Source organism: Rhizobium sp. OAE497, assembly GCF_040546565.1.
GTDB lineage: Bacteria > Pseudomonadota > Alphaproteobacteria > Rhizobiales > Rhizobiaceae > Rhizobium.
Genome location: NZ_JBEPOA010000002.1, coordinates 807,592 through 830,117, shown reverse-complemented (window position 1 = coordinate 830,117; position 22,526 = coordinate 807,592). Strand labels below are relative to the sequence as shown.

General features: G+C 63.0%; 25 protein-coding genes. 14 read left to right on the top strand and 11 right to left on the bottom strand.

Going from position 1 to position 22,526, the window contains the following annotated elements:
• The first annotated feature begins 122 nt into the window (after positions 1 to 122).
• The 3 genes from ABIE40_RS23415 to ABIE40_RS23405 all read left to right on the top strand — a co-directional run bounded on the left by ABIE40_RS23415 (position 123) and on the right by ABIE40_RS23405 (position 2,939).
• Positions 123 to 1,136 (top strand): ABC transporter substrate-binding protein, encoded by a 1,014-nt coding sequence (locus ABIE40_RS23415; RefSeq protein ID WP_112711220.1) that lies wholly within the window; start codon positions 123 to 125, stop codon positions 1,134 to 1,136.
• Positions 1,137 to 1,227: 91 nt separating this feature from the next.
• Positions 1,228 to 2,046: an ABC transporter ATP-binding protein gene (locus ABIE40_RS23410; protein ID WP_199628293.1), complete on the top strand. Its 819-nt coding sequence runs from the start codon at positions 1,228 to 1,230 to the stop codon at positions 2,044 to 2,046.
• Positions 2,047 to 2,057: 11 nt separating this feature from the next.
• Positions 2,058 to 2,939 carry an ABC transporter permease gene (locus tag ABIE40_RS23405; protein ID WP_112711222.1) on the top strand — a complete coding sequence of 294 codons (882 nt, stop codon included), beginning with the start codon at positions 2,058 to 2,060 and terminating at the stop codon, positions 2,937 to 2,939.
• 60 nt (positions 2,940 to 2,999) lie between these two features.
• On the opposite strand, the gene ABIE40_RS23400 is transcribed toward ABIE40_RS23405, so the two are convergent.
• The 5 genes from ABIE40_RS23400 to ABIE40_RS23380 all read right to left on the bottom strand — a co-directional run bounded on the left by ABIE40_RS23400 (position 3,000) and on the right by ABIE40_RS23380 (position 7,990).
• On the bottom strand, positions 3,000 to 4,403 hold the full coding sequence (locus ABIE40_RS23400; RefSeq protein WP_199628294.1) for a sensor histidine kinase: 1,404 nt from the start codon (positions 4,401 to 4,403) through the stop codon (positions 3,000 to 3,002).
• Between the two features lies 1 nt (position 4,404).
• A complete protein-coding gene (locus ABIE40_RS23395) occupies positions 4,405 to 5,073 on the bottom strand; it encodes a response regulator (RefSeq protein ID WP_199628295.1) in 669 nt (222 codons plus the stop codon).
• 123 nt (positions 5,074 to 5,196) lie between these two features.
• Positions 5,197 to 6,093, bottom strand: coding sequence for a fructose bisphosphate aldolase (locus ABIE40_RS23390; protein WP_130281643.1), 897 nt, complete (start codon positions 6,091 to 6,093; stop codon positions 5,197 to 5,199).
• A gap of 177 nt (positions 6,094 to 6,270) precedes the next feature.
• Positions 6,271 to 7,422, bottom strand: coding sequence for a vWA domain-containing protein (locus ABIE40_RS23385; protein WP_199628296.1), 1,152 nt, complete (start codon positions 7,420 to 7,422; stop codon positions 6,271 to 6,273).
• A 163-nt stretch (positions 7,423 to 7,585) separates the two neighbouring features.
• Positions 7,586 to 7,990, bottom strand: coding sequence for a carboxymuconolactone decarboxylase family protein (locus tag ABIE40_RS23380; protein WP_199628297.1), 405 nt, complete (start codon positions 7,988 to 7,990; stop codon positions 7,586 to 7,588).
• A 187-nt stretch (positions 7,991 to 8,177) separates the two neighbouring features.
• On the opposite strand from ABIE40_RS23380, the gene ABIE40_RS23375 reads away from it, so the two are divergent.
• Both ABIE40_RS23375 and ABIE40_RS23370 read left to right on the top strand, forming a co-directional pair.
• Complete coding sequence (locus ABIE40_RS23375) at positions 8,178 to 8,705, top strand: PAS domain-containing protein (RefSeq protein ID WP_199628298.1); 528 nt, start codon at positions 8,178 to 8,180, stop codon at positions 8,703 to 8,705.
• Between the two features lie 127 nt (positions 8,706 to 8,832).
• The gene (locus tag ABIE40_RS23370; RefSeq protein WP_354541125.1) at positions 8,833 to 9,978 is read left to right on the top strand and encodes a M24 family metallopeptidase; all 1,146 of its coding nucleotides are present in this window, start codon (positions 8,833 to 8,835) and stop codon (positions 9,976 to 9,978) included.
• Positions 9,979 to 10,056: 78 nt separating this feature from the next.
• Here ABIE40_RS23370 and ABIE40_RS23365 read toward each other — a convergent pair whose 3' ends face one another.
• A complete protein-coding gene (locus ABIE40_RS23365) occupies positions 10,057 to 10,449 on the bottom strand; it encodes a DUF983 domain-containing protein (protein ID WP_199628299.1) in 393 nt (130 codons plus the stop codon).
• Between the two features lie 239 nt (positions 10,450 to 10,688).
• Positions 10,689 to 12,092 carry an aminotransferase-like domain-containing protein gene (locus ABIE40_RS23360; protein WP_199628300.1) on the bottom strand — a complete coding sequence of 468 codons (1,404 nt, stop codon included), beginning with the start codon at positions 12,090 to 12,092 and terminating at the stop codon, positions 10,689 to 10,691.
• 390 nt (positions 12,093 to 12,482) lie between these two features.
• On the opposite strand from ABIE40_RS23360, the gene ABIE40_RS23355 reads away from it, so the two are divergent.
• The 9 genes from ABIE40_RS23355 to ABIE40_RS23315 are packed head-to-tail and all read left to right on the top strand — an operon-like array spanning position 12,483 to position 20,472.
• Positions 12,483 to 12,965, top strand: a complete 483-nt coding sequence (locus ABIE40_RS23355) for an MSMEG_0572/Sll0783 family nitrogen starvation response protein (RefSeq protein WP_112711228.1) — start codon at positions 12,483 to 12,485, stop codon at positions 12,963 to 12,965.
• Between the two features lie 57 nt (positions 12,966 to 13,022).
• Complete coding sequence (locus ABIE40_RS23350; RefSeq protein WP_199628301.1) at positions 13,023 to 14,072, top strand: Nit6803 family nitrilase; 1,050 nt, start codon at positions 13,023 to 13,025, stop codon at positions 14,070 to 14,072.
• Positions 13,993 to 15,117 (top strand): MSMEG_0568 family radical SAM protein, encoded by a 1,125-nt coding sequence (locus ABIE40_RS23345; RefSeq protein ID WP_199628302.1) that lies wholly within the window; start codon positions 13,993 to 13,995, stop codon positions 15,115 to 15,117. Before ABIE40_RS23350 ends, ABIE40_RS23345 begins: the two co-directional genes overlap by 80 nt.
• Positions 15,114 to 15,656: an MSMEG_0567/Sll0786 family nitrogen starvation N-acetyltransferase gene (locus tag ABIE40_RS23340; protein WP_112711230.1), complete on the top strand. Its 543-nt coding sequence runs from the start codon at positions 15,114 to 15,116 to the stop codon at positions 15,654 to 15,656. The genes ABIE40_RS23345 and ABIE40_RS23340 overlap by 4 nt, the downstream gene beginning before the upstream one ends.
• The gene (locus ABIE40_RS23335) at positions 15,656 to 16,744 is read left to right on the top strand and encodes a sll0787 family AIR synthase-like protein (protein WP_354541152.1); all 1,089 of its coding nucleotides are present in this window, start codon (positions 15,656 to 15,658) and stop codon (positions 16,742 to 16,744) included. Before ABIE40_RS23340 ends, ABIE40_RS23335 begins: the two co-directional genes overlap by 1 nt.
• Positions 16,741 to 18,027, top strand: a complete 1,287-nt coding sequence (locus ABIE40_RS23330; protein ID WP_199628303.1) for an MSMEG_0565 family glycosyltransferase — start codon at positions 16,741 to 16,743, stop codon at positions 18,025 to 18,027. Before ABIE40_RS23335 ends, ABIE40_RS23330 begins: the two co-directional genes overlap by 4 nt.
• Complete coding sequence (locus ABIE40_RS23325; RefSeq protein WP_199628304.1) at positions 18,020 to 18,307, top strand: MSMEG_0570 family nitrogen starvation response protein; 288 nt, start codon at positions 18,020 to 18,022, stop codon at positions 18,305 to 18,307. The genes ABIE40_RS23330 and ABIE40_RS23325 overlap by 8 nt, the downstream gene beginning before the upstream one ends.
• A gap of 12 nt (positions 18,308 to 18,319) precedes the next feature.
• A complete protein-coding gene (locus tag ABIE40_RS23320) occupies positions 18,320 to 19,591 on the top strand; it encodes an MSMEG_0569 family flavin-dependent oxidoreductase (protein ID WP_199628305.1) in 1,272 nt (423 codons plus the stop codon).
• A gap of 2 nt (positions 19,592 to 19,593) precedes the next feature.
• Entirely contained in the window at positions 19,594 to 20,472 is an 879-nt protein-coding gene (locus ABIE40_RS23315; protein ID WP_199628306.1) for a Pnap_2097 family protein, read from the top strand.
• On the opposite strand, the gene ABIE40_RS23310 is transcribed toward ABIE40_RS23315, so the two are convergent.
• From ABIE40_RS23310 to rpsU, 4 genes are all read right to left on the bottom strand, one after another.
• Positions 20,473 to 21,495, bottom strand: coding sequence for an LLM class flavin-dependent oxidoreductase (locus ABIE40_RS23310; RefSeq protein WP_199628307.1), 1,023 nt, complete (start codon positions 21,493 to 21,495; stop codon positions 20,473 to 20,475).
• A gap of 229 nt (positions 21,496 to 21,724) precedes the next feature.
• A complete protein-coding gene (locus tag ABIE40_RS23305) occupies positions 21,725 to 21,871 on the bottom strand; it encodes a DUF1127 domain-containing protein (protein WP_112711237.1) in 147 nt (48 codons plus the stop codon).
• A gap of 158 nt (positions 21,872 to 22,029) precedes the next feature.
• Positions 22,030 to 22,224, bottom strand: a complete 195-nt coding sequence (locus tag ABIE40_RS23300) for a hypothetical protein (protein ID WP_199628308.1) — start codon at positions 22,222 to 22,224, stop codon at positions 22,030 to 22,032.
• Between the two features lie 56 nt (positions 22,225 to 22,280).
• Entirely contained in the window at positions 22,281 to 22,514 is a 234-nt protein-coding gene (rpsU, locus tag ABIE40_RS23295; protein WP_112711239.1) for a 30S ribosomal protein S21, read from the bottom strand.
• Positions 22,515 to 22,526: the final 12 nt, after the last annotated feature.

The window sequence follows — 22,526 nt, the reverse complement described above, 5'->3', positions numbered from 1 at the left end:
GGGTTCTGCAACTGAAAGCTGGTTGAAAGCTTCGACCGGATACCTACAAGGCCGCATCGTGGAGGAGGCACAATGTTCGTGGCGAAATGCGATGCGACCATTTTATCCCGGAGGAGACCTTCATGCGTTTCACACGCAATCTATTCAATGGAATCGCCCTTTCTGCCGTCGTCACCGCCGCATCGCTTGGCGCATCGGCCGCGCATGCTGCCGACAAGATCACCATCATGGTCGGTGGCTACGAAAAGCAGATCTATCTGCCCGCCAAGCTTGCCGAGAGCCTCGGCTACTTCAAGGATGAAGGCCTGGATGTCGAGCTTCTGAACGAAGCCGCCGGCGTCGATGCCGAAAACCAGCTGCTGGCTGGCGCCGTTCAGGGCGTCGTCGGCTTCTACGATCACTGTGTCGACCTGCAGGCCAAGGGCAAGTTCGTCGAATCCATCGTGCAGTTCAGCCAGGCGCCGGGTGAAGTGGAGCTCGTTTCCACCAAGCATCCCGAGATCAAGTCGCCGGCCGACTTCAAGGGCAAGAGCCTCGGCGTCACCGGCCTCGGCTCCTCGACCAATTTCCTCACCCTCTTCATGGCATCCAAGGCCGGCCTGCAGCCGGGCGACGTCGTGACGGTTCCGGTCGGTGCCGGCGGCACCTTCATCGCCGCCATGCAGCAGGACCAGATCCAGGCGGGCATGACCACCGAGCCCACCATCTCGCGCATGCTGAAGACCGGCGAAGCCAAGGTTCTCGTCGACATGCGCACGGTCGATGCGACGCGCCAGGCGCTCGGCGGCACCTATCCGGCAGCCTCGCTCTATCTCGAAAGCTCCTGGGTGGACGAGCACAAGGAAGAAACCCAGAAGCTCGCCAACGCCTTCGTGAAGACGCTGAAGTTCATCAACACGCATTCTGCGGCCGAAATCGCCGACAAGATGCCGAAGGATTTCTACGTCGGCGACAAGGATGGTTACATCAAGGCGCTTGAGGAAGGCAAAGGCATGTTCACGCCGGATGGCGTGATGCCGGAAGATGGTCCGAAGACGGTTCTGGCCGTGCTGTCCGAGTTCTCGAAGAACGTGAAGGGCAAGCAGATCGACCTCTCCAAGACCTACACGACCGAGTTCGTCAAGAACGCGAAGTAACTTCCGTCGCGACGGCTCCCGCCGGATGGCGGGAGCGCAGCGCGCTATGGGCACTGCGTGCACGCCCGCAGAGGCACGCATAGGTATCGCCATGCAGCAGGAAAACATGAAGACGCCTGCGGTGGAGCTGATCAATGTCAGCCGCCGCTTTGTCTCGCCGACCGGCAAGTCCCTCACCGCTCTCCGCGACTTCAACATGACCGTCGAACGCGGCGAGTTCGTTGCCGTCGTCGGCCCGACCGGATGCGGCAAGTCGACGACGCTCAACCTCGTGACCGGGCTTGCCCGGCCGAGCGCCGGCGAGGTTCGCCTGATGGGCGGCCCGATCACCGGCATCGACCGCCGCGTCGGCTTCGCATTCCAGACCGATGCGCTCTTTCCCTGGAAGAACGTCATCGACAACGTGATGGCCGGGCCGCTGTTTCGCGGCAAGTTGAAGGCGGAAGCCGAAAGGAGCGCCAAGGACTGGCTGGCCCGCGTCGGCCTGTCGAAATTCCTGCATCACTATCCGCACCAGCTTTCGGGCGGCATGCGCAAGCGCGCCTCGCTGGCGCAGACCTTCATCAACGAACCGGAAATCCTGCTGATGGACGAGCCCTTCTCAGCGCTCGACGTGCAGACCCGCACCGTCATGCATGAAGAGCTGCTGAAGCTGTGGGCCGAGCGCAAGGCATCGGTGATCTTCGTCACCCACGATCTCGAGGAAGCCGTGGCTCTCGCCGACAAGGTCTATGTGCTGACGGCGGGCCCGGCGACGGTGAAATCAGTCTACACGATCGATCTGCCGCGGCCGCGCGTGGTGTCCGAGATCCGCTACGAGCAGAACTTCATCGACTATTGCAAGACCATCTGGGACGACCTGCGCGAAGAGGTGGAAACCAGCTACCGCCGCGCAAGCGAAGCGGCCTGAGGGAGGGGACAATGACTGATACGACAATGGGCGCAGGCTCCGCCGCGCTGTTTCGCCCGGGAACCTCGGATGCGGAAATCGAGGCATCCGCGATGAAGGCGATGAAGCGACGCACCGCGCTTGTCCGCTTCTGGCAGATCGCCATCCTCGTCTTCGTCATCGGCATGTGGGAGCTGTCCTCCAACATGCAGTGGATCGATCCGTTCTTCTATTCGAGCCCGAGCGGCGTCATCGAGCGCCTGTACGAATGGGCCACCGAGGGCACGACCGAAGGGTCGCTCTGGTACAATCTGTGGGTCACCATGGAAGAGGCGCTGATCGGCTTCTTCGCCGGCTCGATCACCGGCGTCTTCGTCGGCATCGGCCTTGGCCGCAACCGTTTCCTCTCGGATATCTTCTCTGTCTACATCAAGGCGATCAACTCGATCCCGCGCGTCGTTCTCGCGCCGATCTTCATCATGATCATGGGTCTCGGCCTTCCTTCCAAGGTGGCGCTTGCCTTCATCATGGTATTCTTCGTGGTCTTCGCTAACGCCTTCCAGGGTGTGCGCGAAGCCGACCGGAACATGATCGCCAATGCCCGCATCCTCGGCGCCTCCGACTGGCAGGTGACGCGCACCGTCGTCATTCCCTCGGCGATGAGCTGGATCTTCGCCAGCCTTCACGTCTCGTTCGGCTTTGCGATCATCGGCGCCATCGTCGGCGAGTTCGTCGGCGCCCGGTTCGGCATCGGCCAGCTGATCTCGATCGCCAAGGGCACCTTCGACGCCGCCGGCATGTTCGCCGCAATCCTGCTGGTCATGGTGGTGACGCTCGTTGCCGAATACATCATGACGATCATCGAGAACCGCCTCGCCAAGTGGCGGCCGCAGCAGCAGATGGACGTGCAATAAAAGAGGCCATCCTCCCAAGGCTTCGGAAGGCCGGGTCGAGAGATCCGGCCTTTTTCATGCCTATCCCGCAGCCGCGACCGGAAGCCGGACGCTGACGACGAGACCGCCGCCATCGGCCTCCGCAAGGGCAACCGTGCCACCGGCGCCATCGACCACTTCGCGGACGATCGCCAGACCCAGACCGCTGCCGTCACCTTCGGTACCGAGTACCCGGTAGAAGCGCTCGAAGACCTGTTCGCGCTCGTCTGCCGGAATGCCGGGACCGTTGTCCTCGACATCGAGAACGGCAAGATCCCCTGCCCGGCGGACCGAAACCGTCACCCGGCCGCCGCGGCGGGTGTAGCGGATCGCATTGTCGACGAGATTGACGAGCATTTCCCGCAGCATCGTGCCGTCGCCTTCGACCGGCACCGAACCTGAAACCTCCAGACCGAGATCGATATCGCGCTGCAGCGCCTGCTCCGCATGGGCCGCGACAATATCGCGGGCAGCCGCAGAAAGATCGATCGTATCGCTGCGCGGCCGCCGGCTTCCGGGCTCGGCACGCGACAGCGTCAGAAGCTGACTTGCCAGACGCGACATGTGACGCGTGCTGCTGCGCAGCGCCTGCAGCGCCTCGTCGCGCTTCATCTCATCCGTCTCGCGCGCTGCCACGCTCGCCTGCGTCGACATCAGCGCCAGCGGCGTCCTCAGCTGATGCGCAGCATTCGACACGAACCGCCGCTGCGCCGCCATCTGGTTCTGGACGCGCTCCATGTGATCGTTCAGCGCGCGCACCAGCGGCTGGAATTCGGTCTGGACCATGGCCGGCGACAACGGATCGAGCCGCTCGCGCCCGCGGGTACGCACGGCATCGCGCAGGCGAAGCGCCGGTGCCAGCCCCCGCTGCAGGCCGATGATTGTGACCGCGCCTGCGAGCAGCACGAGAATGAACTGCTTGCTAAAATCGTCGAGCCACAGCCGCCGGCGCAGCGCATACTGGCTGTTGTGGGTAATCGCCACGGTGACCGAGATATCGCCATCGTCAGGCAGGCCGACGACCGGGTGGTTCAGCGTCAGCGCGCGAACCGTCGAGTTGCGGAAGGTCACGTCCTGCCCGGTGCGATCGACGGTCGGCAGCGGCAGATCGGGAAAGCCGCTGACCAGGTTTCCCCAGGCGGTGATCACCTGATAGAAGACCTGATCGCCATAGCCGGTATCGAACATCTCGAGCGCCGCAGGCGGAATGTCCGCCTCGATATTGCCGCCCTCATCGACCCGCACCGCTTCGGCGATCACCCGCGCCGAACTCAGCAGCGTACGGTCAGAAACCAGCTTCGCCGTCTGGTCGGCCGTCCGGTAGCTGTCATAGAGATTGAAGCATATCGCTCCGACGAGCGTCAGCACGACCCAGGCCAGAAGCTGGGCGCGCAGGCTCTGCCGCAAGCTCCAGACACCGGCCAGCACACTCCGCAGACGGCTCATCCTAGGACGCGTCCCGCAGCAGATATCCAAGTCCGCGCAGCGTCGCGATCTGGGCGGAGCTCGCCTCGAGCTTCTTGCGCAGCCGGTGGATGTAGATCTCGATGGCGCTCGGGTCCGCCTCATCATCGAAACCGAAGACGCTTTCCGACAGCGCCGCCTTCGACACCGTCGTTCCGACCCGGGTGATCAAATGCTCGAGAACAGCATGTTCCCTGGGCGTCAGGGCGAGCGGCTCGCCATTGATAGAAAATTGCCGCGTCGCGCCTGCAAAGGTGAGATCGCCGACCACCACCTCGGGCGCCGCACGATCCTGCCCGCGCCGGACGATCGCCCTGATGCGCGCCTCCAGCTCGGCAATCTCGAAGGGCTTGGCGAGATAATCGTCGGCACCGCCATCCAGGCCGGCGACGCGGCCGTCGAGGCTGGCATTGGCCGTCAGAATGATGACGGGAACCCGCTCGCCGCTCTGCCGGAGCCGCTTGAGAAGCGTCATGCCGTCGATTTTCGGGATCGAAAGATCGAGGATCACCGCCGAATAGCTCGCCACTTTCAGCATCAATTCGGCATCCTCGCCATCGAAGGCTATATCGACTGCATATTGCGCCTGGCGGAGAGCCTTTGCGAGCCAGTCGGCCAGCTCTCTGTTGTCTTCGACGATGAGGATTTTCATGCGCTAGCTATATCATTTCCGGGAGCCGGAAAGAAAGCGTCCGGCCTTGCTGCGCGGGAGAAAGCTCGCGTTTTCGCAGGGGATGCGGGCTCCAGGAAGGAGCCCGCTGACCTCGCTACCCGCTCAGGACTTTGTCGTGCTCGCGGTATAGATCTCGTCGATCGTCTTGCCGAGGCTGGTGTCGAATTCAGCATCGGCCATCGTCACCCTGAGGTCTTCGGTCAACGCGCGTGAGAAGCTGGCGATCATGCCGTGATTATGGCTAAGCTTGTCGCAGGCATCGGCGCGGGTGTAGCCGCCGGAGAGCGCCACAACGCGGATGACTGACTTGTGGTCGCTGAGCGGCTTGTAGAAATCGGCGACACTCGGAAGCGTAAGCTTCAGCATCACCTTCTTGCCTGCCGGCAGTGCATCGAGCTCGCGCAGGATTTCCTCGCGCAGGATTACCTCCGCCTCGCGCTTGGTCGGGCTCTTGATGGAGACTTCAGGCTCGATGATCGGAACGAGACCGTGCTCGAGGATGCGCTGACCGACCGTGAACTGCTGATGCACGACGGCGGCAATGCCCGCCCGGTTCGCTTCAGCGATGACCGAGCGCATCTTGGTGCCGAAGATGCCCTTCTTGACCGCCCGTTCCAGGAGCCCATCGAGCTCCGGCATCGGCTTCAGCACCTGGACGCCATTGACCTCGGCCGCCAGTCCCTTGTCGACCTTGAGGAACGGCACGACGCCGCGCTCTTCCCAGAGGAATGTCGGCACAGGCTTACCTTTGGCCTCGCCATCCATGGTCTTTTCGAAGAGGATCGCGCCGATCACCTTGTCGCCGGAAAATGCCGGCGCCGTCATGATGCGCACGCGCATCTCGTGCATCAGCCGGAACATTTCGTCTTCGCCGCTGTAATCGCTATCGGCGATGCCGTAGAGGCGCAACGCCCCCGGCGTCGAGCCGCCGCTCTGGTCGAGCGCTGCGATGAAACCCGCTTTGTCAGCCATCTGAGACATCATTTTTGCATCAGCCATTATTTTCCCCATTGCGCTGCAACTCGCGCGTTTCAGAAGACGGCATCGAACCGGGCAGCCGCCCGGCGCAAAAGCAACGTCTCACATTCCTGCACAAACGGCCACCTTCTTGCGAAGGCGGCCGGAGCTAAAAATGGAGCAGGCCGAGCCCGGCTCAAGACGGGCGTATGGAGCAAATTATTGTGTCAGGCGCGGCAGGCCTGTTGCGGCCACCTGGCCGATGGTTTTGAAGGCCGCCGTTAGGTCGGTAGCGTTCTCGGCGTAGAAGAAAGTAGCCGCAGATGTCGCGCATTTCGACAGCAGGTTCTTTCCCTGGTCGGAGGCGCTGAAGGCAACCGTGTAAACGGTGATGCCCTTGCTCTTTGCCGTGGCGCAATGGGTCAGCGTCGTCGTGTCGTCGGACGACGAGGAGTTTTCGCCGTCGGTCATGAAGACGATCGCCTTGTTCGGCGTCAGGCCGTTCTTGTTCTTGTGGATCGTGTCTTCGCTGGTCGAGTTCAGCGCATCGAGCGCCACCTTGAAGGCGCCCGTCGAGCTTGTGCCTCCGGTCGGGGTCAGCGCGTCGATATAATTGTCGGTTGCCGACCAGCCCCAGGCGAGCGGCGTCTCCGTCTGCTTTGCGGAATTGTAGGACACGGCGCCGGTGCGGATCAGGCCGGCGCTGGGGTCGGCGGTCGCAAAGGTGCTGAACAGCGTGTCTGCCGCCAGCTTCAGCGCCTCGATGCGCTGATAGTAGCAGGGCGTCTTGCTGCCGCCGTCTTTGATCGTGCTGGCATTCGGCATGTAGTAATAGTGGCAGGGCTGCGTCGTCGACTTGATCGAGGTCGTGCTCGTCTGCATCGAGCCCGAGCGGTCGAGCACCAGATACATCGACAGCGAATTACTTGCGCCGCGCGACGAGGTCGACCGGCTGCTGATGGAGATCTTCGCAGTCTGCTGGTTGAAGACACTCATCATCGGCGACAGCGCCATCGAAAGATCGAAGGCAAGATCGACGGTATAGGTTTTGCTGTTGTTGACGCCGGTGACCGTCGAGACGGTGATCTGCGGCGAGACAGTCAGGCCCTCGCCGGTCATCTGGCCCTTAAGATAGTCCGTCGCCAGCGATTTCGCCTGCGCCTCGGTAATGCCGTTCGATGCCAGCGCCGAAGAGGCCGCGAGTGCCGCGCCATCGGCGTAGTTCTGCAGGTTCTGCTTCGTCAGCAGCATATTGGAGAAATCGACGGCGACGCCCGCCGATCCGATCAGAACCGGCATCAGCACCGCCGTCATGATCCCGAAATTACCGCCGATATCACTGACGAATGCACGAATTCTACGCTTGAACATCCTGGCCCCCGCCGCCTTTGTTTCGGTCAGCATCTCCCGCCGCTAATTAAGATCGGCCTTCAATTGACGGGAGACGGACGGAGATTTCGGAAATATCCTTAAGAATTACAATGCTTTCCAGTTGGTAAAGGCAGCGCGGACCGTCCAGAGGACGCCACGCCGCCTAGATAAGAAACGCCTCATCGATGGGAATCTGCATGGCCGTCAGCAGGTGGTTGTTCTGCCCTGCAAGCGCGATCACCGAGAGCAGTTCGGCATGCTGGGCCTCCGTCATCCCCCGCGCCTTTGCCGCTGCGGTATGCGAGTGGACGCAATAGGAGCAGCTGTTTGCCGTCGAGACGGCGATATAGATCATCTCGCGCGTCAGCGGGTCGAGCGCGCCTTCGGCCGACATCACCGTCTTCACCCCTTCCCAGGTCCGCTTCAGAAGGGCGGGATCGTTGGCGAGGCCGCGCCAGAAGTTGTTGACGAAATCTGACTTGCGGGTGGCTCTGATGTCGTCGAACACCGCCTTGGCAGCGGGATTTGCTTCGACTTCGGCATCGGTGAGGAGCTTGACGGTGGCCATTGCGGTTCCTTTCGTGATCAAGAACCGTGAGCCTACATGATTTTCCGCGGCATGCAGCCGGGTGGTGCGAATTCTTCGCCCGCCTTGGGGCTCACCTGACGGACCGGCCATCCCGAAATCTTGCGATACCTCTATCGGTGTGCATATGACACTGAAAATCAGAACGAATCTAATTTAGAGAGCGCAAATGTCCCTCACCCAAAGCGGATCAGCGGATATCGGTTCTGCCGCCGATTTGGCGGAGGCCGGCGTCTTCACCTGGGATCTCGGTACCGACACCGTCTATGCCGATACGACATTGGCGGCCCTCTTCGGCTTCGATGCCGAGGTCGCCCAGTCGGGACAGCCTATCATTCACTTCCTCGACCGCATCGATGCGGTCGACAAGCCGCGCATCGCGCAGGCGATCCACGAGGCGATCGTCACCGGCGCGGCCTATCAGCAGGACTACGATATACTTCGCCCCGACGGCACGCGCGCAAGTGTCTCGGCGTTCGGCCGCTGCTTCCGTGACGCCGCCGGTACGCCGTCGCATTATGCCGGTGTCGTCTGCCCGAAGGCGGATGAGCGCGCGCCGCAGGACAGCCTCTTCTGGCACTGCCTGCAGGCCTATCACCTGGCCCGCCAATGCGGCCAATGGGATATGGTGCGCCATCTGGAGATGGCGCTCAGAGAATTCGGCCACCCGCTGCGGGCGACGGAAGCCATGCACTGAGGCGGCGCTGGAGCTGATCGCGCGGCAGGCAAAAAATACCACTTCCCTTCGATGGCAATCGGATGCATCTCTTCGGCCCTGCGCCGGCGGGTGTCGCCGGCGGTTCGAATGAGAATGGATAAGCATCATGATGCAACAGGGATGGAACCACCCGGTCGCCGCCATTACCGAAACCGAGCGCGCCGAACGCCTTGAAAGCCTGCGCCGCCGCATGCGCGAACAGGGCATCTCCGCCACCCTGCTCGGCCCGACCGAGAGCCTGCGCTATTTCACCGGCCTCGTCTGGCACCTCAGCGAGCGCCTGCTCGGCGCCGTCGTCACGGACGACAAGCTCACCTATATCGTTCCGGGCTTCGAATTCAGCCGCGTCGAGACCCTGCCGCACCTGCCGGGCGAGATCGCCGTATGGCAGGAAGAGGAAAGCCCGTCGGCGCTGGTCGCATCGCTCGCCGGTGCCAAAGGCCTGCTGGCGCTCGACGACGCCCTGCCGCTCGCCTTCTACCACGCCTTCTCGAAGGTCATCGATCCGGCGCGGCTGGTGGATGGCGGTCCTGTCATCAACGGCCTTCGTCTCATCAAGTCGCCGGCCGAAATCGCCCTGATCAAATATGCGATGGGTCTGACGCTCGATATCCACGCCAAGGTGCGCGGCATGTTGCAGCCTGGTATCGCCGCCTCCGAAGTGATCCGCTATATCGACCAGCAGCATCGCGCCGCCGGGGCCGATAACGGCTCGAACTTCTGCATCGTCTCCTTCGGAGGCGCGACGGCGCTGCCGCATGGCGCCGATGGCGAGCAGATCCTGCAGAAGGGCGATGTCATTCTGGTCGATACCGGCTGCCGTCTCGACGGCTATCACTCGGATTTGACGCGCACCTATATGCTTGATGGCGGCAATGCCGAATTCGAGCGCGCCTGGACGATCGAGCGCGCCGGGCAGCAGGCCGTGTTCGATGGGGCCAAGCTCGGCGCCGCCTGCGAAACACTCGATGCCGCCGCCCGCGAAACCTTTGGCAGCCACGGCCTCGGCCCGGACTATCGCCTGCCCGGCCTGCCGCATCGCGCCGGCCACGGCCTTGGCCTGGAAATCCACGAGGGTCCGTTTATCGTGCGCGGCAACAAGACGCCGCTTGCAGCGGGCATGTGCTTCTCGAACGAACCGATGGTGGTCTTCCCCGGCCAGTTCGGCGTTCGCCTCGAAGACCATATCTACATGAGCGAAACCGGCGCCAACTGGTTCACGCAGCCGGCGAAGGACCCTGTCTCGGTCTGATCGCTGACGAAGCAGCAAATGCAAAACGGCCTGCGCGAGATACCCGCGCAGGCCGTTTTCATTTTGGCGAAGTCTGAATCAGCCGGCCGGATGCGCTTCTCTTCGGGCAAGCTTGCCCTCTTCGGCCTTGTAGAAATACTGGCTGGCAACCAGCCACCCCTTCAGAGGCCTCAGCGGCGGAATGCAGGTGAGCGCCATGAACGGGCCGGTGACCAGGAACTGAACCCAAAGCGGCGCCGAGAAGGCGACTTCGAGCCAGACGCCGAGCAGCACGCTTGGCACGCAGGCAAAGCAGATAACGAAGAAAGCCGGGCCATCCGCCGGGTCGGCGAAGGAATAGTCCAGGCCGCAGGCCTCGCATTCGGTTTTCAGCGTCAGGAAGCCCTTGAACATATGCCCCTGCCCGCAACGCGGACAACGGCCGCGCACGCCGGTCTGCATGGGAGGGAGAGGAGGATAATCGGTATCCACGGCAGTCTCGCTTTTCGGGTTGCGAGGCATCCTTAAATGCATTCAACGCCTCTAAATGTATGCATACAATATAATTACATTGAACGCGGATTGCTAGTCTATTAGTCACAATGCCGCAGGATTGTGGGAAGAGGATTAATGGAGCCCTTCCGCGCGTCCCCGGCGCTTAACGATAGCGCCGGCAAACGCAAAAAGCGGGCACGACGGCCCGCCTTCATCAAAGTCGATCAAATGAAGCGTCAGAAGAAGGACGCGGTCATCTCAGGCGGCCCTTCGAGCGCATGCGCCATGAAATCCAGCGCACCACGCAGCCGCTCGCGGCTGATCGGACCGCCGACGCAGACGCGAACGGCTTCGGCGGCTGCACCATCGACAGTAAAGACATCGCTGGCGACGACGCCGATGCCGGAACTGCGCATATGGCTGCCGAAGGTCGAGCGGGTCCAGCCATTGGTCAGCGGCAGCCAGATATTGAAGCTGATCGGATCGGCCCTGTAGCTTCCCTCCGGCAGAATGCCGGCCACCATCTGCTGACGGGCGGCCGCCTCGGCGCGGATGAAGCGCAGGATGGTGTCGGCCGTGCCATCCTCGATCCAGCGCGTTGCCAGCGCCAGGTTAAGCGGCGAAGCCATGACATTATTGGTGCGCATGGCGCTGACGAAGGGCCAGATCGCCTTGGTATCGGGCGCCACGACGAAGGCAAGCCGCAGCCCGGCGCCAATGCATTTCGCCAGTCCGCCGATATGCCAGGTCAGGTCGGGCGCGATGGCCGCGAGCGGCGGCGGGCCATGCAGCGGAATGAAACCATAGGCGTCATCCTCGACGATCGGCACATGATACTTGCGGGCAACGGCAGCGATTTCCTCGCGCCGGCGCTCCGGAATGGTCAGCGTCAGCGGGTTTTGCAGCGTCGGATTGAGATAGAGCGCCTTCGGCTTCAGGCGCTCGCAGGCATCGGCCAGCGCATCCGGCAGAATGCCCTCGTCGTCCATCGGCAGGCCGGAAAGGTTGAGCCGCAGCTGTGCCGCGATCGAGCGCATGCCGGGATAGGTGATGTTTTCGGAGAGAACCGTATCGCCCGGCCGCGCCAGCAGGCCGAAGATCGCCAGCAGCGCCGGGTGTGCGCCGGGGGTGACGAAGATGCGCTCCTGCGATGGCACGAGGCCACGGCGGCTGAGCCAGGCGGCCGCCGCTTCCTTGTCCATGCCGGAACCGCCGAATCCCTGATAGCGCAGCAACGGAATGAGATTGGTGGCAACCGCCGACATGCCCTCGCGCATGCGGTCGAGCAGCTCCGGATCATCGGGCTCGGGCGGCAGGTTCATCGAGAAGTCGACGACGGACGCACGGCGCGGATCGGGCGCCGCATCGGACGCAAAGCCGCGGCGCTCCTTGTCCTGAGCGCCGGTGATGAAGGTGCCGCGCCCGACATGCGAGCCGACCAGCCCGCGCTTCTGCGCCTCGACATAGCCGCGAGCGACAGTGGTGAAGTCGATATTGAGCCTGCGCGCAAGCTCACGCTGCGGCGGCAGCCGGTCGCCGACCGCAAGCACGCCGCTACGCAGATCCATCTCGATCAGATCGGCGATCGCCATATATCGAGGGCTGGAGGAACGGCTGAGGTCGGGATGCCAGTCTTTCATTTCATATCCGCAATTCGTGATCGTCGTCGGAAGGGAATCCGGGGACATTGATCGTATATTGTTGCACCCTCGCCCTGTCACGCGAAATCACGGCGGCAATCGGCCGCCGCGCAACAACGGAATGCCGCATCAGCAGCTCGGCAGAGCAAAACAGCTGACATTTGATTGCATATTGAATGCATTCATTCAAGTCATAGATGCACTCATTTTTGGCAGGGAACTGCACGCCATTTTAGCGGCAATCCAAGCGACCATCGACATTGAATGCAATATTGATCGCATTTCCTGTGATTTTGACTGCTATTTGTGCAGATTCAATCTGGCACGGTGCTTGCAATTCAATGGCTGTACCCCGCGACAGGGGCCTGACTTCAAACACAGGAGCCATTCATGCCCGCAGTTACCGCACCGGCCCACGCAGATGGAGACTTCTTCGTCGACTACGAAGACAAGGTCTTTGAAGACGTCCAGGCAAAGGAGGGCGAGAAGGCCCTCATCACCTTCCATACCGTCGCCTTCGAAGGCTCGATCGGCCTCGTCAACCTGCTGCAGGCCAAGCGCCTGAAGCGCAAGGGCTTCGAGACCTCGGTGCTGCTCTACGGCCCGGGCGTCACACTCGGCGTGCAGCGCGGCTTCCCCAAACTCGGCATGGAAGCCTTCCCCGGTCATCTGAACTTCAACAACCAGATCAAGGGCTTCATGGATGAGGGCGGCAAGGTCTATGCCTGCCGCTTTGCGCTGCAGGCGCTTTATGGACACGGCGAACCCTCTCTGATCCCCGGCATCACGCCGATCAGCCCGCTCGATGTGCTCGACCTGATCCTGCTCCACCGCCGCGACGGCGCCTTCATCCTCGATACCTGGACGCTCTGACCCCCGCTCCCTTCTCCCCGCCGGGGAGAAGGGAAACCGAAGCAAGGATTTTTTGCCATGGAGAAGAAACTGACCGTCCGGGCCGCCGCCGCGCAGATCGCTCCCGATCTGACCTCGCGGGAGAAGACGCTAGCGCGCGTGCTCGACGCCATCAGCGAGGCGGCGTCGAAGGGTGCCGAGCTGATCGTCTTCCCGGAGACCTTCGTTCCCTGGTATCCGTATTTCTCCTTCGTGCTGCCACCCGTCCTTTCTGGACGCGAGCACGTTCGCCTCTACGAGGAGGCCGTCACCATCCCGAGCCCGGCAACCGATGCCGTCGCGGCCGCCGCCCGTGAGCACGGCATCGTCGTGGCCCTCGGCGTCAACGAGCGGGATCACGGCTCGCTCTACAATACCCAGCTCCTCTTCGATGCCGACGGCAAATTACTGCTGAAGCGGCGCAAGATCACCCCCACCTTCCACGAGCGAATGATCTGGGGCCAGGGCGATGGTTCCGGGCTCACTGTCGTCGATAGCCGCATCGGCCGGCTCGGCGCGCTCGCCTGCTGGGAGCATTACAATCCGCTCGCCCGCTACGCACTGATGGCGCAGCACGAGGAAATCCATATTGCCCAGTTCCCGGGCTCGATGGTCGGCCCGATCTTCGCCGAGCAGATGGAAGTGACGATCCGGCACCATGCGCTGGAAAGCGGCTGCTTCGTCGTCAACGCCACGGGCTGGCTGACCGACGAGCAGATCGTCTCGATCACGCCGGACCAGAATCTGCAGAAGGCGCTGCGCGGCGGCTGCATGACGGCGATCATCTCGCCCGAGGGTAAGCATCTGGCCCCGCCGGTCACCGAGGGCGAAGGCATCCTGATCGCCGATCTCGACATGAGCCTGATCACCAAGCGCAAACGGATGATGGACTCGGTCGGCCACTACGCCCGCCCCGAACTGCTTCACCTCGTCATCGATGGCCGCGCCACCGCGCCGATGATCGCTTCCCAGAATTCTTTCGAAACCGCAGCCGCAAGGAGCAACACCGATGGATACCAGTACGACGACACGTCTTCCGACCGAGATCCTGATCAACGAGTTGCAGTCCTACGGAGCCAGGCTGGTTGATCCCAAGGCCGGGCACGAGAGCCGCCGCGGCGGCGCCGGTCCGTCCGACCATAAGCCGATGACCATCGACGGGATGACCGTCATGGTGCCAGTGCACACCGCCCCGGCCTTTGAAAGCCCCTATCTGGTGGACAAGCCTGACGAAGAGGGCAAGAGCCGCATCAGCCGCGATGGCCGCGTGCTCGGCGAAGTCTCCTTCCCGCTGCGCCCCCGCTTCTACGAGCGCACAACGGCGGATGGCGTCCCCTATTCGCAGATCGCCGTGCTACATGGCCGCGATGTACTGGCAACGACGGTGCTGCAGACCTGCATCCGCTATCAGAGCCGCACCAAGACCTGTCAGTTCTGCGCCATCGGCCAGTCGCTCGCCGCCGGCCGCACCATCGCCCACAAGACGCCGGAGCAGCTTGCCGAGGTGGCGAAGGCCGCCGTCGAGCTCGATGGCGTCAAGCATATGGTGATGACGACGGGGACGCCGAAGGGTTCGGATCGCGGCGCCTCCATCCTCGCCGACAGCGCCCGTGCCATCAAGGCAGCGGTCGATATCCCGATCCAGGCGCAATGCGAGCCGCCGGAAGACAATGCCTGGTTCCAGATCATGAAGGATGCTGGCGTCGATGCGCTCGGCATGCATCTCGAGGTCGTCACACCGGAGGTGCGCGCCCGCATCATGCCCGGCAAGGCGCAGGTCTCGATCGAGAAATACATGGCGTCCTTCAAGGCGGCAGTCGAGGTCTTCGGCCGCGGCCAGGTCTCCACCTATATCCTCGCCGGTCTCGGCGATACCCGCGAAGCGATCCTCGACATCTGCGAGAAGCTGGTGGCGATCGGCGTCTATCCCTTCGTCGTGCCCTTTGTGCCGATCTCCGGAACGCCGCTCGAAAGCCACCCGGCGCCGAAGCCGGATTTCATGCATTCGATCCTCGGCCCGCTCTCGAAGATGCTGGTCGATAGCGGCCTAAAGGCCGTCGACATCAAGGCCGGTTGTGGCAAATGCGGCGCCTGCTCGGCCCTTTCGACCTACGAAAGGATGCTGACCAAATGATGCACGAACCCTTCGCTCCCTACCGCGCCGCGGAATTCCAAGTGAAGTTCGCCACCTCGTCCTGGGAAAGGCAGCAGGCACATGCGCTGCGCCGCGCCGTCTTCTGCGAGGAGCAGAAGATTTTCGACGGCGATGATCGCGACGCGATCGACGACCACGCCATTCCGATCGTTGCGCTCTCGATGATGGGCGTCGCCTCCGACCGGCTGGCCGGGACGGTGCGCATTCATGAGGAGGAGCCTGGGCTCTGGTGGGGCTCGCGCCTCGCCGTCCACGAGGATTTCCGCAAGATCGGAGCGCTCGGTGCGACGCTGATCAAGCTCGCCGTCTCCTCGGCCAATGCCATGGGCTGCCACACGTTCCTTGCCAATGTGCAGGTGCAGAACGGCCTGCTCTTCCGCCGCCTGCATTGGGATGTCGTCGAGGAATTCGAGATCTACGGCAAGCCGCATCTGCGGATGAAGGCCGATCTCGCCTGGTATCCGCCCTGCCCGACACCGGAGGCCGGTTTCGTGGCACTACCGAAGAAGGCGGCATGATGGGCGCGATCGACATCAAGGCGCTGGCCGAAAAGCTCCGGGCATCCGCGGGTATCGCTGCAAAAGCTGATATTGGGTTTGCGGCGGAGCGCTTGGGGTTGATGGGAGCTGTAACCCCCTCCCCAACCCCTCCCCACAAGGGGGAGGGGCCAACCCAGCCGCACTCGCTGCATGATCTTGGCGGGACGGCGCCGCGCGTCCTCTTGTCGCCAGCCATCCCTGTCGGCGACGATTGCGCCGCGCTGCCGGATGGTGACGGCTACCTGCTTTTTGCCATCGAAGGCTTCATCAACGAGTTCGTCACCGCCGATCCCTGGTTTGCCGGCTGGTGCGGGGTGATGGTCAACATCTCGGATGTCGCCGCCATGGGCGGACGGCCGGTCGCTGTCGTCGATGCGCTCTGGGCGAATGGCGAGGAGAATGCCGCTCCGGTGCTGGAAGGCATGCGGGCGGCGGCACTGACTTATGGCATGCCGATCGTCGGCGGTCACACTAATATCCGCACCGACCGCCACCAGCTCTCCGTCGCCATTCTCGGCCGGGCGAAAAGGCTGCTGACCAGCTTCGATGCCCGCCCCGGCGATGTGCTGATCGCCGCAGTCGATCATCGCGGCCGCTACCGCGAGCCCTTTAACAACTGGGAAGCAGCGACAGACGCGCCGCCTGCCCGGCTGCGCGGCGATCTGGAAATCATGCCCGAAATCGCCGAGGCCGGATTGGCGCTCGCCGCCAAGGATATCAGCCAGGGCGGCATTCCCGGCACCGCGATCATGCTCGCCGAATGCTCCGGCGTCGGCATCGAGATCGACGTCGCGCCGATCCCGCTGCCATCAGGCGTGACGCTCGACCGCTGGCTCGCGACTTTCCCCAGCTACGGCTATCTGCTGTCGGTCGCGCCGGAGAATGTCGACGCCGTTATTTCCAGGTTCTCGGCCCGCGGCATCACAGCCGCCGCAATCGGCACGGTCGTACCAGGCAGCGAGGTTGCGATCACTGACGGCACTGCGCGCGCCGTCATCCGCGACTACGCGAAAACCCCGTTGCTGCGGCTTGGACCAGCCGTCGCCAGCCGGGAGGATGCAGCATGAGCCGCCCGCTGCGCATCGCGATGCTCTCGCACTCCACCAATCCGCGCGGCGGCGTGGTGCATGCCATGCAGCTTTCGGAGGCGCTGACGGCGCTTAGTCATGATGTTGTCCTGCATGCACCGGATGCGACAGGCGCCGGGTTCTTCAGGGCAACGACATGCCAGACCGTCTGCATACCGGTTGCCCAGCCCGCAAACACTGAGACTACAGCCCCCTCATCCTACCCTCTCCCTGAGGGGAAAGGGGATGTTGAGCAAGCCGCAGATCCCTTCTCCCCATCGGGGAGAAGGTGCCGGCAGGCGGATGAGGGGGCCGCGAACTCCATGCTCTCGGACATGACTGTAATGGTCGAACAGCGCATTGCCGACTACCTTGATCACTTCGACAATCCCGCCAACCGCGATTTCGACCTCTACCACGCCCACGACGGCATTTCGGGCAATGCGCTGGCAACGCTCAAGGAACGTGGCCTCATCGCCGGCTTCGCCCGCACGGTCCATCATATCGACCAGTTCAGCGATGCCAGGCTGATGGCGCTGCAGGACCGTTCGATCGACAATGCTGACCTGTTCTTCACCGTCAGCGCCCTGTGGCGCGACAGGCTGAAGCGCGAACGCGGGATTTCCTCGACCATCGTCGGCAACGGCGTCGATACCAACCGCTTCTCTCCATCCGCCGATGGTTCGGCGCTGCGCCGCAAGCTCGGCCTGCCCGCAGGGCCGGTCTTCCTGTCGGTCGGCGGCATCGAGGCGCGCAAGAACACGCTCTCGATGCTCGAAGCCTTCCGGCAGGTGCGCGCCATCCGCCCCGACGCACAGTTCGTCATCGCCGGTGGCGCATCGCTGCTCGATCACCGCGGCTATCAGGGCGAGTTTCGCGCAGCCCTCGCCGCCCTCGGCGATCATGCGGGCGCCGTCCATATCCTCGGCACGGTCGCCGATGAAGACATGCCAGCGCTTTACCGGCTTGCCGATACGCTGGTCTTTGCGTCGGTCAAGGAGGGCTTCGGCCTTGTCGTGCTGGAAGCGATGGCAAGCGGCATTCCTGTTGTCGTCTCCTCGATTGCGCCCTTCACCGAATATCTCGGCTCTGGCGATGCCATCTGGTGCGATCCGCACAATCCCGCCTCGATTGCCGAAGCTATGGCTATTTCGCTGATGCCGCCGGTGCGGCAGCGGCTGGTCCCGCGCGGCCTGGTGATCGCCGCCGGTCATGGCTGGCGGCGCACCGCCGCTGCCCATCTCGACGCCTACGAGACATTGAGGGAGCCTGCCCATGCCTGAAATGCGCTTCGTCATCGCCTGGCCCGATGGCCGGGAGGAAACCTGCTACTCGCCCTCGCTGGTGATCCGCGACTTCTTCGAGGAAGGCCAGACCTATCCGATCCGCGACTTTCTCGACCGCAGCCGTCAGGCACTTGGCATCGCCAGCGACCGGGTCGAGGCGAAATACGGCTACCCCTGCTCACTCGCCCGCGGCCAGCTCGCCCGCATCGAGGAGGCCGGTGCCCGCTTCTTATCCGACGCCGATGCGCGCGTGCGCTGCCAAAGCTTCATTTTCTGAAAGGAACGTCCCATGACATTTCTCCTCAAGCCGCATTACAGCACTGCCGTGATCGGCGGCGGACAGGCCGGTCTTTCCGCCAGCCATTATCTGAAGAAGCACGGCATCGATCATGTCGTCTTCGAGAAGAAGACGGTGGCGCACAAATGGAAGAACGAGCGCTGGGATGCCTTCTGCCTGGTGACGCCAAACTGGCAGTGCCAGCTTCCCGATCATCCCTATGACGGCGACGATCCGCACGGCTTCATGGTGAAGGATGAAATCATCGGCTATGTCGACCGCTTCGTGAAGAAGGTGAATGCGCCGGTGCTGGAAGGCACCAGCGTCACCTCGCTGGAAAAGACCGGCGATCTCTTCAAGATCGAGACCTCGGCTGGCAGCATCACCGCCGACAGCGTCATCATTGCCACCAGCCTCTACAGCGCGCCCGCAATACCGCGCGCCGCCGAGCGGCTGCCCGACGATATCCTGCAGATCCACACGGCCGATTACCGCAATCCAAGCCTGCTGCCGGACGGTGCCGTCGTCGTCGTCGGTTCGGGCCAATCCGGCTGCCAGATCGCCGAGGATCTGCATCTGGCCGGGCGCAAGGTGCATATGGTCACCGGCAACGCGCCGCGCTGCGCCCGCTTCTATCGCGGCCGCGATGTGGTGGACTGGCTGGCCGATGTCGGCCAGTACGACATCACCGTCGAGCATGACGGCATGACCAAGAAAAAGCACGACACCAACCACTATCTCACCGGGCGCGATGGCGGCCGTGACCTCGATCTGCGCAAGTTTGCCCTCGAAGGCATGGCGCTCTATGGCCGCATGGAAGGCGTCTCGAACGGCAAGATGCTGTTTGCGCCCAATCTGAAATCCAACCTCGACAATGCCGACCGCGTCTATAACGGCATCAACGCGCTGATCGACCGCCACATCGCTGAAAAGGGCATCGATGCGCCGCCCGCGAACGTCTATACGCCGCTGTGGGAACCCGAGGGCGAACCGGCCGAACTCGATCTCAAGGCGGAAGGCATCACGTCGGTGATCTGGGCGACAGGCTTCTCGCCAGACTGGTCCTATGTCGGCCTGCCGATCTTCGACGGTACTGGCTACCCCGTCCAGCGGCGCGGCGTCACCGGCATCGATGGCGTCTATGTGCTGGGGCTGCCGTGGCTGTGGACCTGGGGCTCCGGTCGCTTCCTTGCCGTCGGCAAGGATGCCGAACATGTCGTCGGCCACCTCGCCGGGCATCTGGAAAGCGGCCGGCCAGTGCTGAAACAGGCGGCGGGCGGCTGAGCATGAATATCGCCGTCCTCGACTTCGCGAATGCCCGGGAAACGGAAAGCCATCTGCCACCGCAAATACCATCGGTGGCGGAACTGATGGAGCAGGCACTGTCGCCGCACCTGCTGATCGGCATGCCGCATATGACCCCCGCCGGCCTCTCCGATACGTGGCTGATGAAGGAACTCGGCCACCGGCACTGGCTGATGCTCGCCCGTCATCTCGGCATGCCCGACGCCGATTTCCGCACGTCCGACGGCGGCGAAGCCTATGCGGCGATCTGCGCGACCTCGCTGCAGGATGCGCGCTTCGACAAGGCGCGCGCCAACGACGTCCTGACCATTCGCTCGGCGTTGACCCCGGTCTCGCGCACACAGGTCTCTACCCGCCACGCGCTATCAGTGCGAGGCATACCCATCGGCGATGTTGAGCTGATCTCCACCTTCGTCCACCGCACCCGGGACGGTGACAATTACTCGATCGCCCGCGTGCCCCTGCCCGGCATGGCGGAGGCTACTGCGGAGAACGCGCTCGCCCGCACTGCCTCGCTGCTACGCTCGGGCCAGCTCGATACCCATCTCGGCCTACAGGCAAATCCGCCGAAGCGATTGCGTGGCTTCCGCTTCGAGCCGGATGCATCGCAGGAGTTCAACGGTGCGGGGCTTTTCTATTTCGCGCAGTTCCAGGCGATCACCGATCGCGCCTTCGGGAGATGGTTCGGCACAACGCGACCGATCCGGCACCGCGACGTGTTCTTTTCCGGCAATATCCGTCAGGGGGAGACGGTCTATCTGGAGCTGATGGCGATGACGCCTGAACGTCGCGCCGCACTTTGCCGCCTCCTGCGCGAAGACGGCAAAGTGATCGGCCAGATCTTCTCGGCCTGGAGCTGATTACCGCCAGCCGAGCGCCGGGGCGACATGCTTCAGGATGCTCTCGATCACATGCGCGTTGTAGGCGACGCCGAGCTGGTTCGGCACGGTGAGCAGCAGCGTGTCGGCCTCGGCGATCGCCTCGTCCTTGCGCAGCTGATCGATCAGCTTGTCGGGTTCTGCGGCGTAGGAGCGGCCGAAGATTGCCTGGGTCTGCGGGTCGATATAGCCGATCTGGTCCTGGCTCTGGCCGCTTGCGCCGAAATAGGCACGGTCCATGTCGTTCATCAGCGCGAAGATGCTGCGGCTGACCGAGACGCGCGGCTCCCGCTTGTGACCGGCCTCCTTCCAGGCCTCGCGATAGATACGGATCTGCTCGGCCTGCTGGACATGGAAGGGCTTGCCGCTCTCATCTGTCTTCAGCGTCGAGCTCTGCAGGTTCATGCCGAGCTTGGCTGCCCAGACGGCGGTCGCATTGGAGCTCGATCCCCACCAGATGCGCTCAAGCAGACCTTCCGAATGCGGCTCGAGGCGCAGCTTGCCGGGCGGGTTCGGAAACATCGGCCGCGGATTGGGCTCGGCAAAGCCTTCGCCCCTGAGCACATCGAGGAAGACTTCGGTATGGCGGCGGCCCATATCGGCGTCGCTCTCGCCCTCGGCGGGCGCGTAGCCGAAATAGCGATAACCATCGATCACCTGCTCCGGCGAACCGCGGCTGATGCCGAGCTGCAGACGACCGCCGGCGATCAGGTCAGCCGAACCGGCATCTTCCGCCATATAGAGCGGGTTCTCGTAACGCATGTCGATAACGGCCGTGCCGATCTCGATGCTCTTCGTCCTCGCGCCGACGGCGGCGAGCAGCGGGAAAGGCGAAGCCAGCTGGCGCGCGAAGTGATGGACGCGGAAATAGGCGCCATCGGCGCCGAGCTCTTCAGCGGCAACGGCGAGATCGATCGACTGCAGCAGCGTATCGCCGGCCGAGCGGGTCTGCGATTGCGGAGAGGGCGACCAGTGGCCGAAGGAGAGAAAGCCAATCTTTTTCATGGTGTCACCAATTGCAATGTTTCGTTGCCGGCTTCTTCGCACGGGAGCGCCGCCCGGTATAGCCGCGGCGGATTGAACAGAGTGTCGCCACGGCACCGGAAAATGCCCCTTGCGAGCAGCGCAGTCCCGCTATGCGCCAAACGGGACGCTCCCATGCGCCCAAAACAAAAACGCCGGCTCGTGTGAACCGGCGTTTCGTATGGGATTTTATTCGGCTTTCGCCGGCCGTTTAGCGGCCGGAAGCAGCGCGTGCGACCGACTGGATTTCGCTGCGGCCGATGCCGAGGTCGCTGAGTTCGCGGTTCGACATGCGACCGAGTTCAGCAACGGTCTGACGGTACTTGCGCCAGTTATTGAAAGAGCGTGCAATGTTCATCTTAGTCCCCTTCCTTGGGCTTTGCGAACCCTGCTGCCCCAATCGGCGCTCCGTTCGCTTCGATGAGATGTATATAATATGAGCTGCGGCCGATTTGCAGCGCAAAGACATCCAATCAGCAATGCGTCAATTGCATAGCTTGCCCATATGGCGGGCAATTAATGGACACTCGGCGTCTTCACCATGAGAGCGAAGTCCTCGGCAACGAGCTCGCTGATCGCGATCAGCACCTCTTCGGCGCTAAAGCCGGAGGCAATCGTCGAGCGGATAAGATCCTGGAGATCGGGCTCCACCACCTCGCGGCAGTCCTCGAGCCTCTCATCCGAGACATTCATGCTGAACAGTTCTTCCATCGCACAACCCTTTCATGTCCCGGCCGCCGGCGCATCTGCCGGCAGCCCCTGGATCGTTACCGTGCCGAAGCGCGGCGCTTGGTGGGCAACAGCCCTTCGCGCTGCAGCTTCTTCCTTGCCGCCTTGCGCACGCGGGCGACGGCCTGCGCCCGCTCACGCACCCGCCGTTCGGACGGCTTCTCGTAGGCGCGGCGTTCCTTCATCTCGCGAAACAAGCCTTCCTTCTGCATCTTCTTCTTGAGGACGCGGATTGCCTGTTCCACATTGTTGTCTCTGACAATGACCTGCATGGTGTTCTCCTT

What these genes read in the sequence shown, in the direction of transcription:
- ABIE40_RS23415 (WP_112711220.1), top strand. Translation starts at nt 123, where the DNA reads ATGCGTTTCACACGCAATCTATTCAATGGAATCGCCCTTTCTGCCGTC.
- ABIE40_RS23410 (WP_199628293.1), top strand. Translation starts at nt 1,228, where the DNA reads ATGCAGCAGGAAAACATGAAGACGCCTGCGGTGGAGCTGATCAATGTC.
- ABIE40_RS23405 (WP_112711222.1), top strand. Translation starts at nt 2,058, where the DNA reads ATGACTGATACGACAATGGGCGCAGGCTCCGCCGCGCTGTTTCGCCCG.
- ABIE40_RS23400 (WP_199628294.1), bottom strand. Translation starts at nt 4,403, where the DNA reads ATGAGCCGTCTGCGGAGTGTGCTGGCCGGTGTCTGGAGCTTGCGGCAG.
- ABIE40_RS23395 (WP_199628295.1), bottom strand. Translation starts at nt 5,073, where the DNA reads ATGAAAATCCTCATCGTCGAAGACAACAGAGAGCTGGCCGACTGGCTC.
- ABIE40_RS23390 (WP_130281643.1), bottom strand. Translation starts at nt 6,093, where the DNA reads ATGGCTGATGCAAAAATGATGTCTCAGATGGCTGACAAAGCGGGTTTC.
- ABIE40_RS23385 (WP_199628296.1), bottom strand. Translation starts at nt 7,422, where the DNA reads ATGTTCAAGCGTAGAATTCGTGCATTCGTCAGTGATATCGGCGGTAAT.
- ABIE40_RS23380 (WP_199628297.1), bottom strand. Translation starts at nt 7,990, where the DNA reads ATGGCCACCGTCAAGCTCCTCACCGATGCCGAAGTCGAAGCAAATCCC.
- ABIE40_RS23375 (WP_199628298.1), top strand. Translation starts at nt 8,178, where the DNA reads ATGTCCCTCACCCAAAGCGGATCAGCGGATATCGGTTCTGCCGCCGAT.
- ABIE40_RS23370 (WP_354541125.1), top strand. Translation starts at nt 8,833, where the DNA reads ATGATGCAACAGGGATGGAACCACCCGGTCGCCGCCATTACCGAAACC.
- ABIE40_RS23360 (WP_199628300.1), bottom strand. Translation starts at nt 12,092, where the DNA reads ATGAAAGACTGGCATCCCGACCTCAGCCGTTCCTCCAGCCCTCGATAT.
- ABIE40_RS23355 (WP_112711228.1), top strand. Translation starts at nt 12,483, where the DNA reads ATGCCCGCAGTTACCGCACCGGCCCACGCAGATGGAGACTTCTTCGTC.
- ABIE40_RS23350 (WP_199628301.1), top strand. Translation starts at nt 13,023, where the DNA reads ATGGAGAAGAAACTGACCGTCCGGGCCGCCGCCGCGCAGATCGCTCCC.
- ABIE40_RS23345 (WP_199628302.1), top strand. Translation starts at nt 13,993, where the DNA reads ATGGATACCAGTACGACGACACGTCTTCCGACCGAGATCCTGATCAAC.
- ABIE40_RS23340 (WP_112711230.1), top strand. Translation starts at nt 15,114, where the DNA reads ATGATGCACGAACCCTTCGCTCCCTACCGCGCCGCGGAATTCCAAGTG.
- ABIE40_RS23335 (WP_354541152.1), top strand. Translation starts at nt 15,656, where the DNA reads ATGGGCGCGATCGACATCAAGGCGCTGGCCGAAAAGCTCCGGGCATCC.
- ABIE40_RS23330 (WP_199628303.1), top strand. Translation starts at nt 16,741, where the DNA reads ATGAGCCGCCCGCTGCGCATCGCGATGCTCTCGCACTCCACCAATCCG.
- ABIE40_RS23325 (WP_199628304.1), top strand. Translation starts at nt 18,020, where the DNA reads ATGCCTGAAATGCGCTTCGTCATCGCCTGGCCCGATGGCCGGGAGGAA.
- ABIE40_RS23320 (WP_199628305.1), top strand. Translation starts at nt 18,320, where the DNA reads ATGACATTTCTCCTCAAGCCGCATTACAGCACTGCCGTGATCGGCGGC.
- ABIE40_RS23315 (WP_199628306.1), top strand. Translation starts at nt 19,594, where the DNA reads ATGAATATCGCCGTCCTCGACTTCGCGAATGCCCGGGAAACGGAAAGC.
- ABIE40_RS23310 (WP_199628307.1), bottom strand. Translation starts at nt 21,495, where the DNA reads ATGAAAAAGATTGGCTTTCTCTCCTTCGGCCACTGGTCGCCCTCTCCG.
- ABIE40_RS23305 (WP_112711237.1), bottom strand. Translation starts at nt 21,871, where the DNA reads ATGAACATTGCACGCTCTTTCAATAACTGGCGCAAGTACCGTCAGACC.
- ABIE40_RS23300 (WP_199628308.1), bottom strand. Translation starts at nt 22,224, where the DNA reads ATGGAAGAACTGTTCAGCATGAATGTCTCGGATGAGAGGCTCGAGGAC.
- rpsU (WP_112711239.1), bottom strand. Translation starts at nt 22,514, where the DNA reads ATGCAGGTCATTGTCAGAGACAACAATGTGGAACAGGCAATCCGCGTC.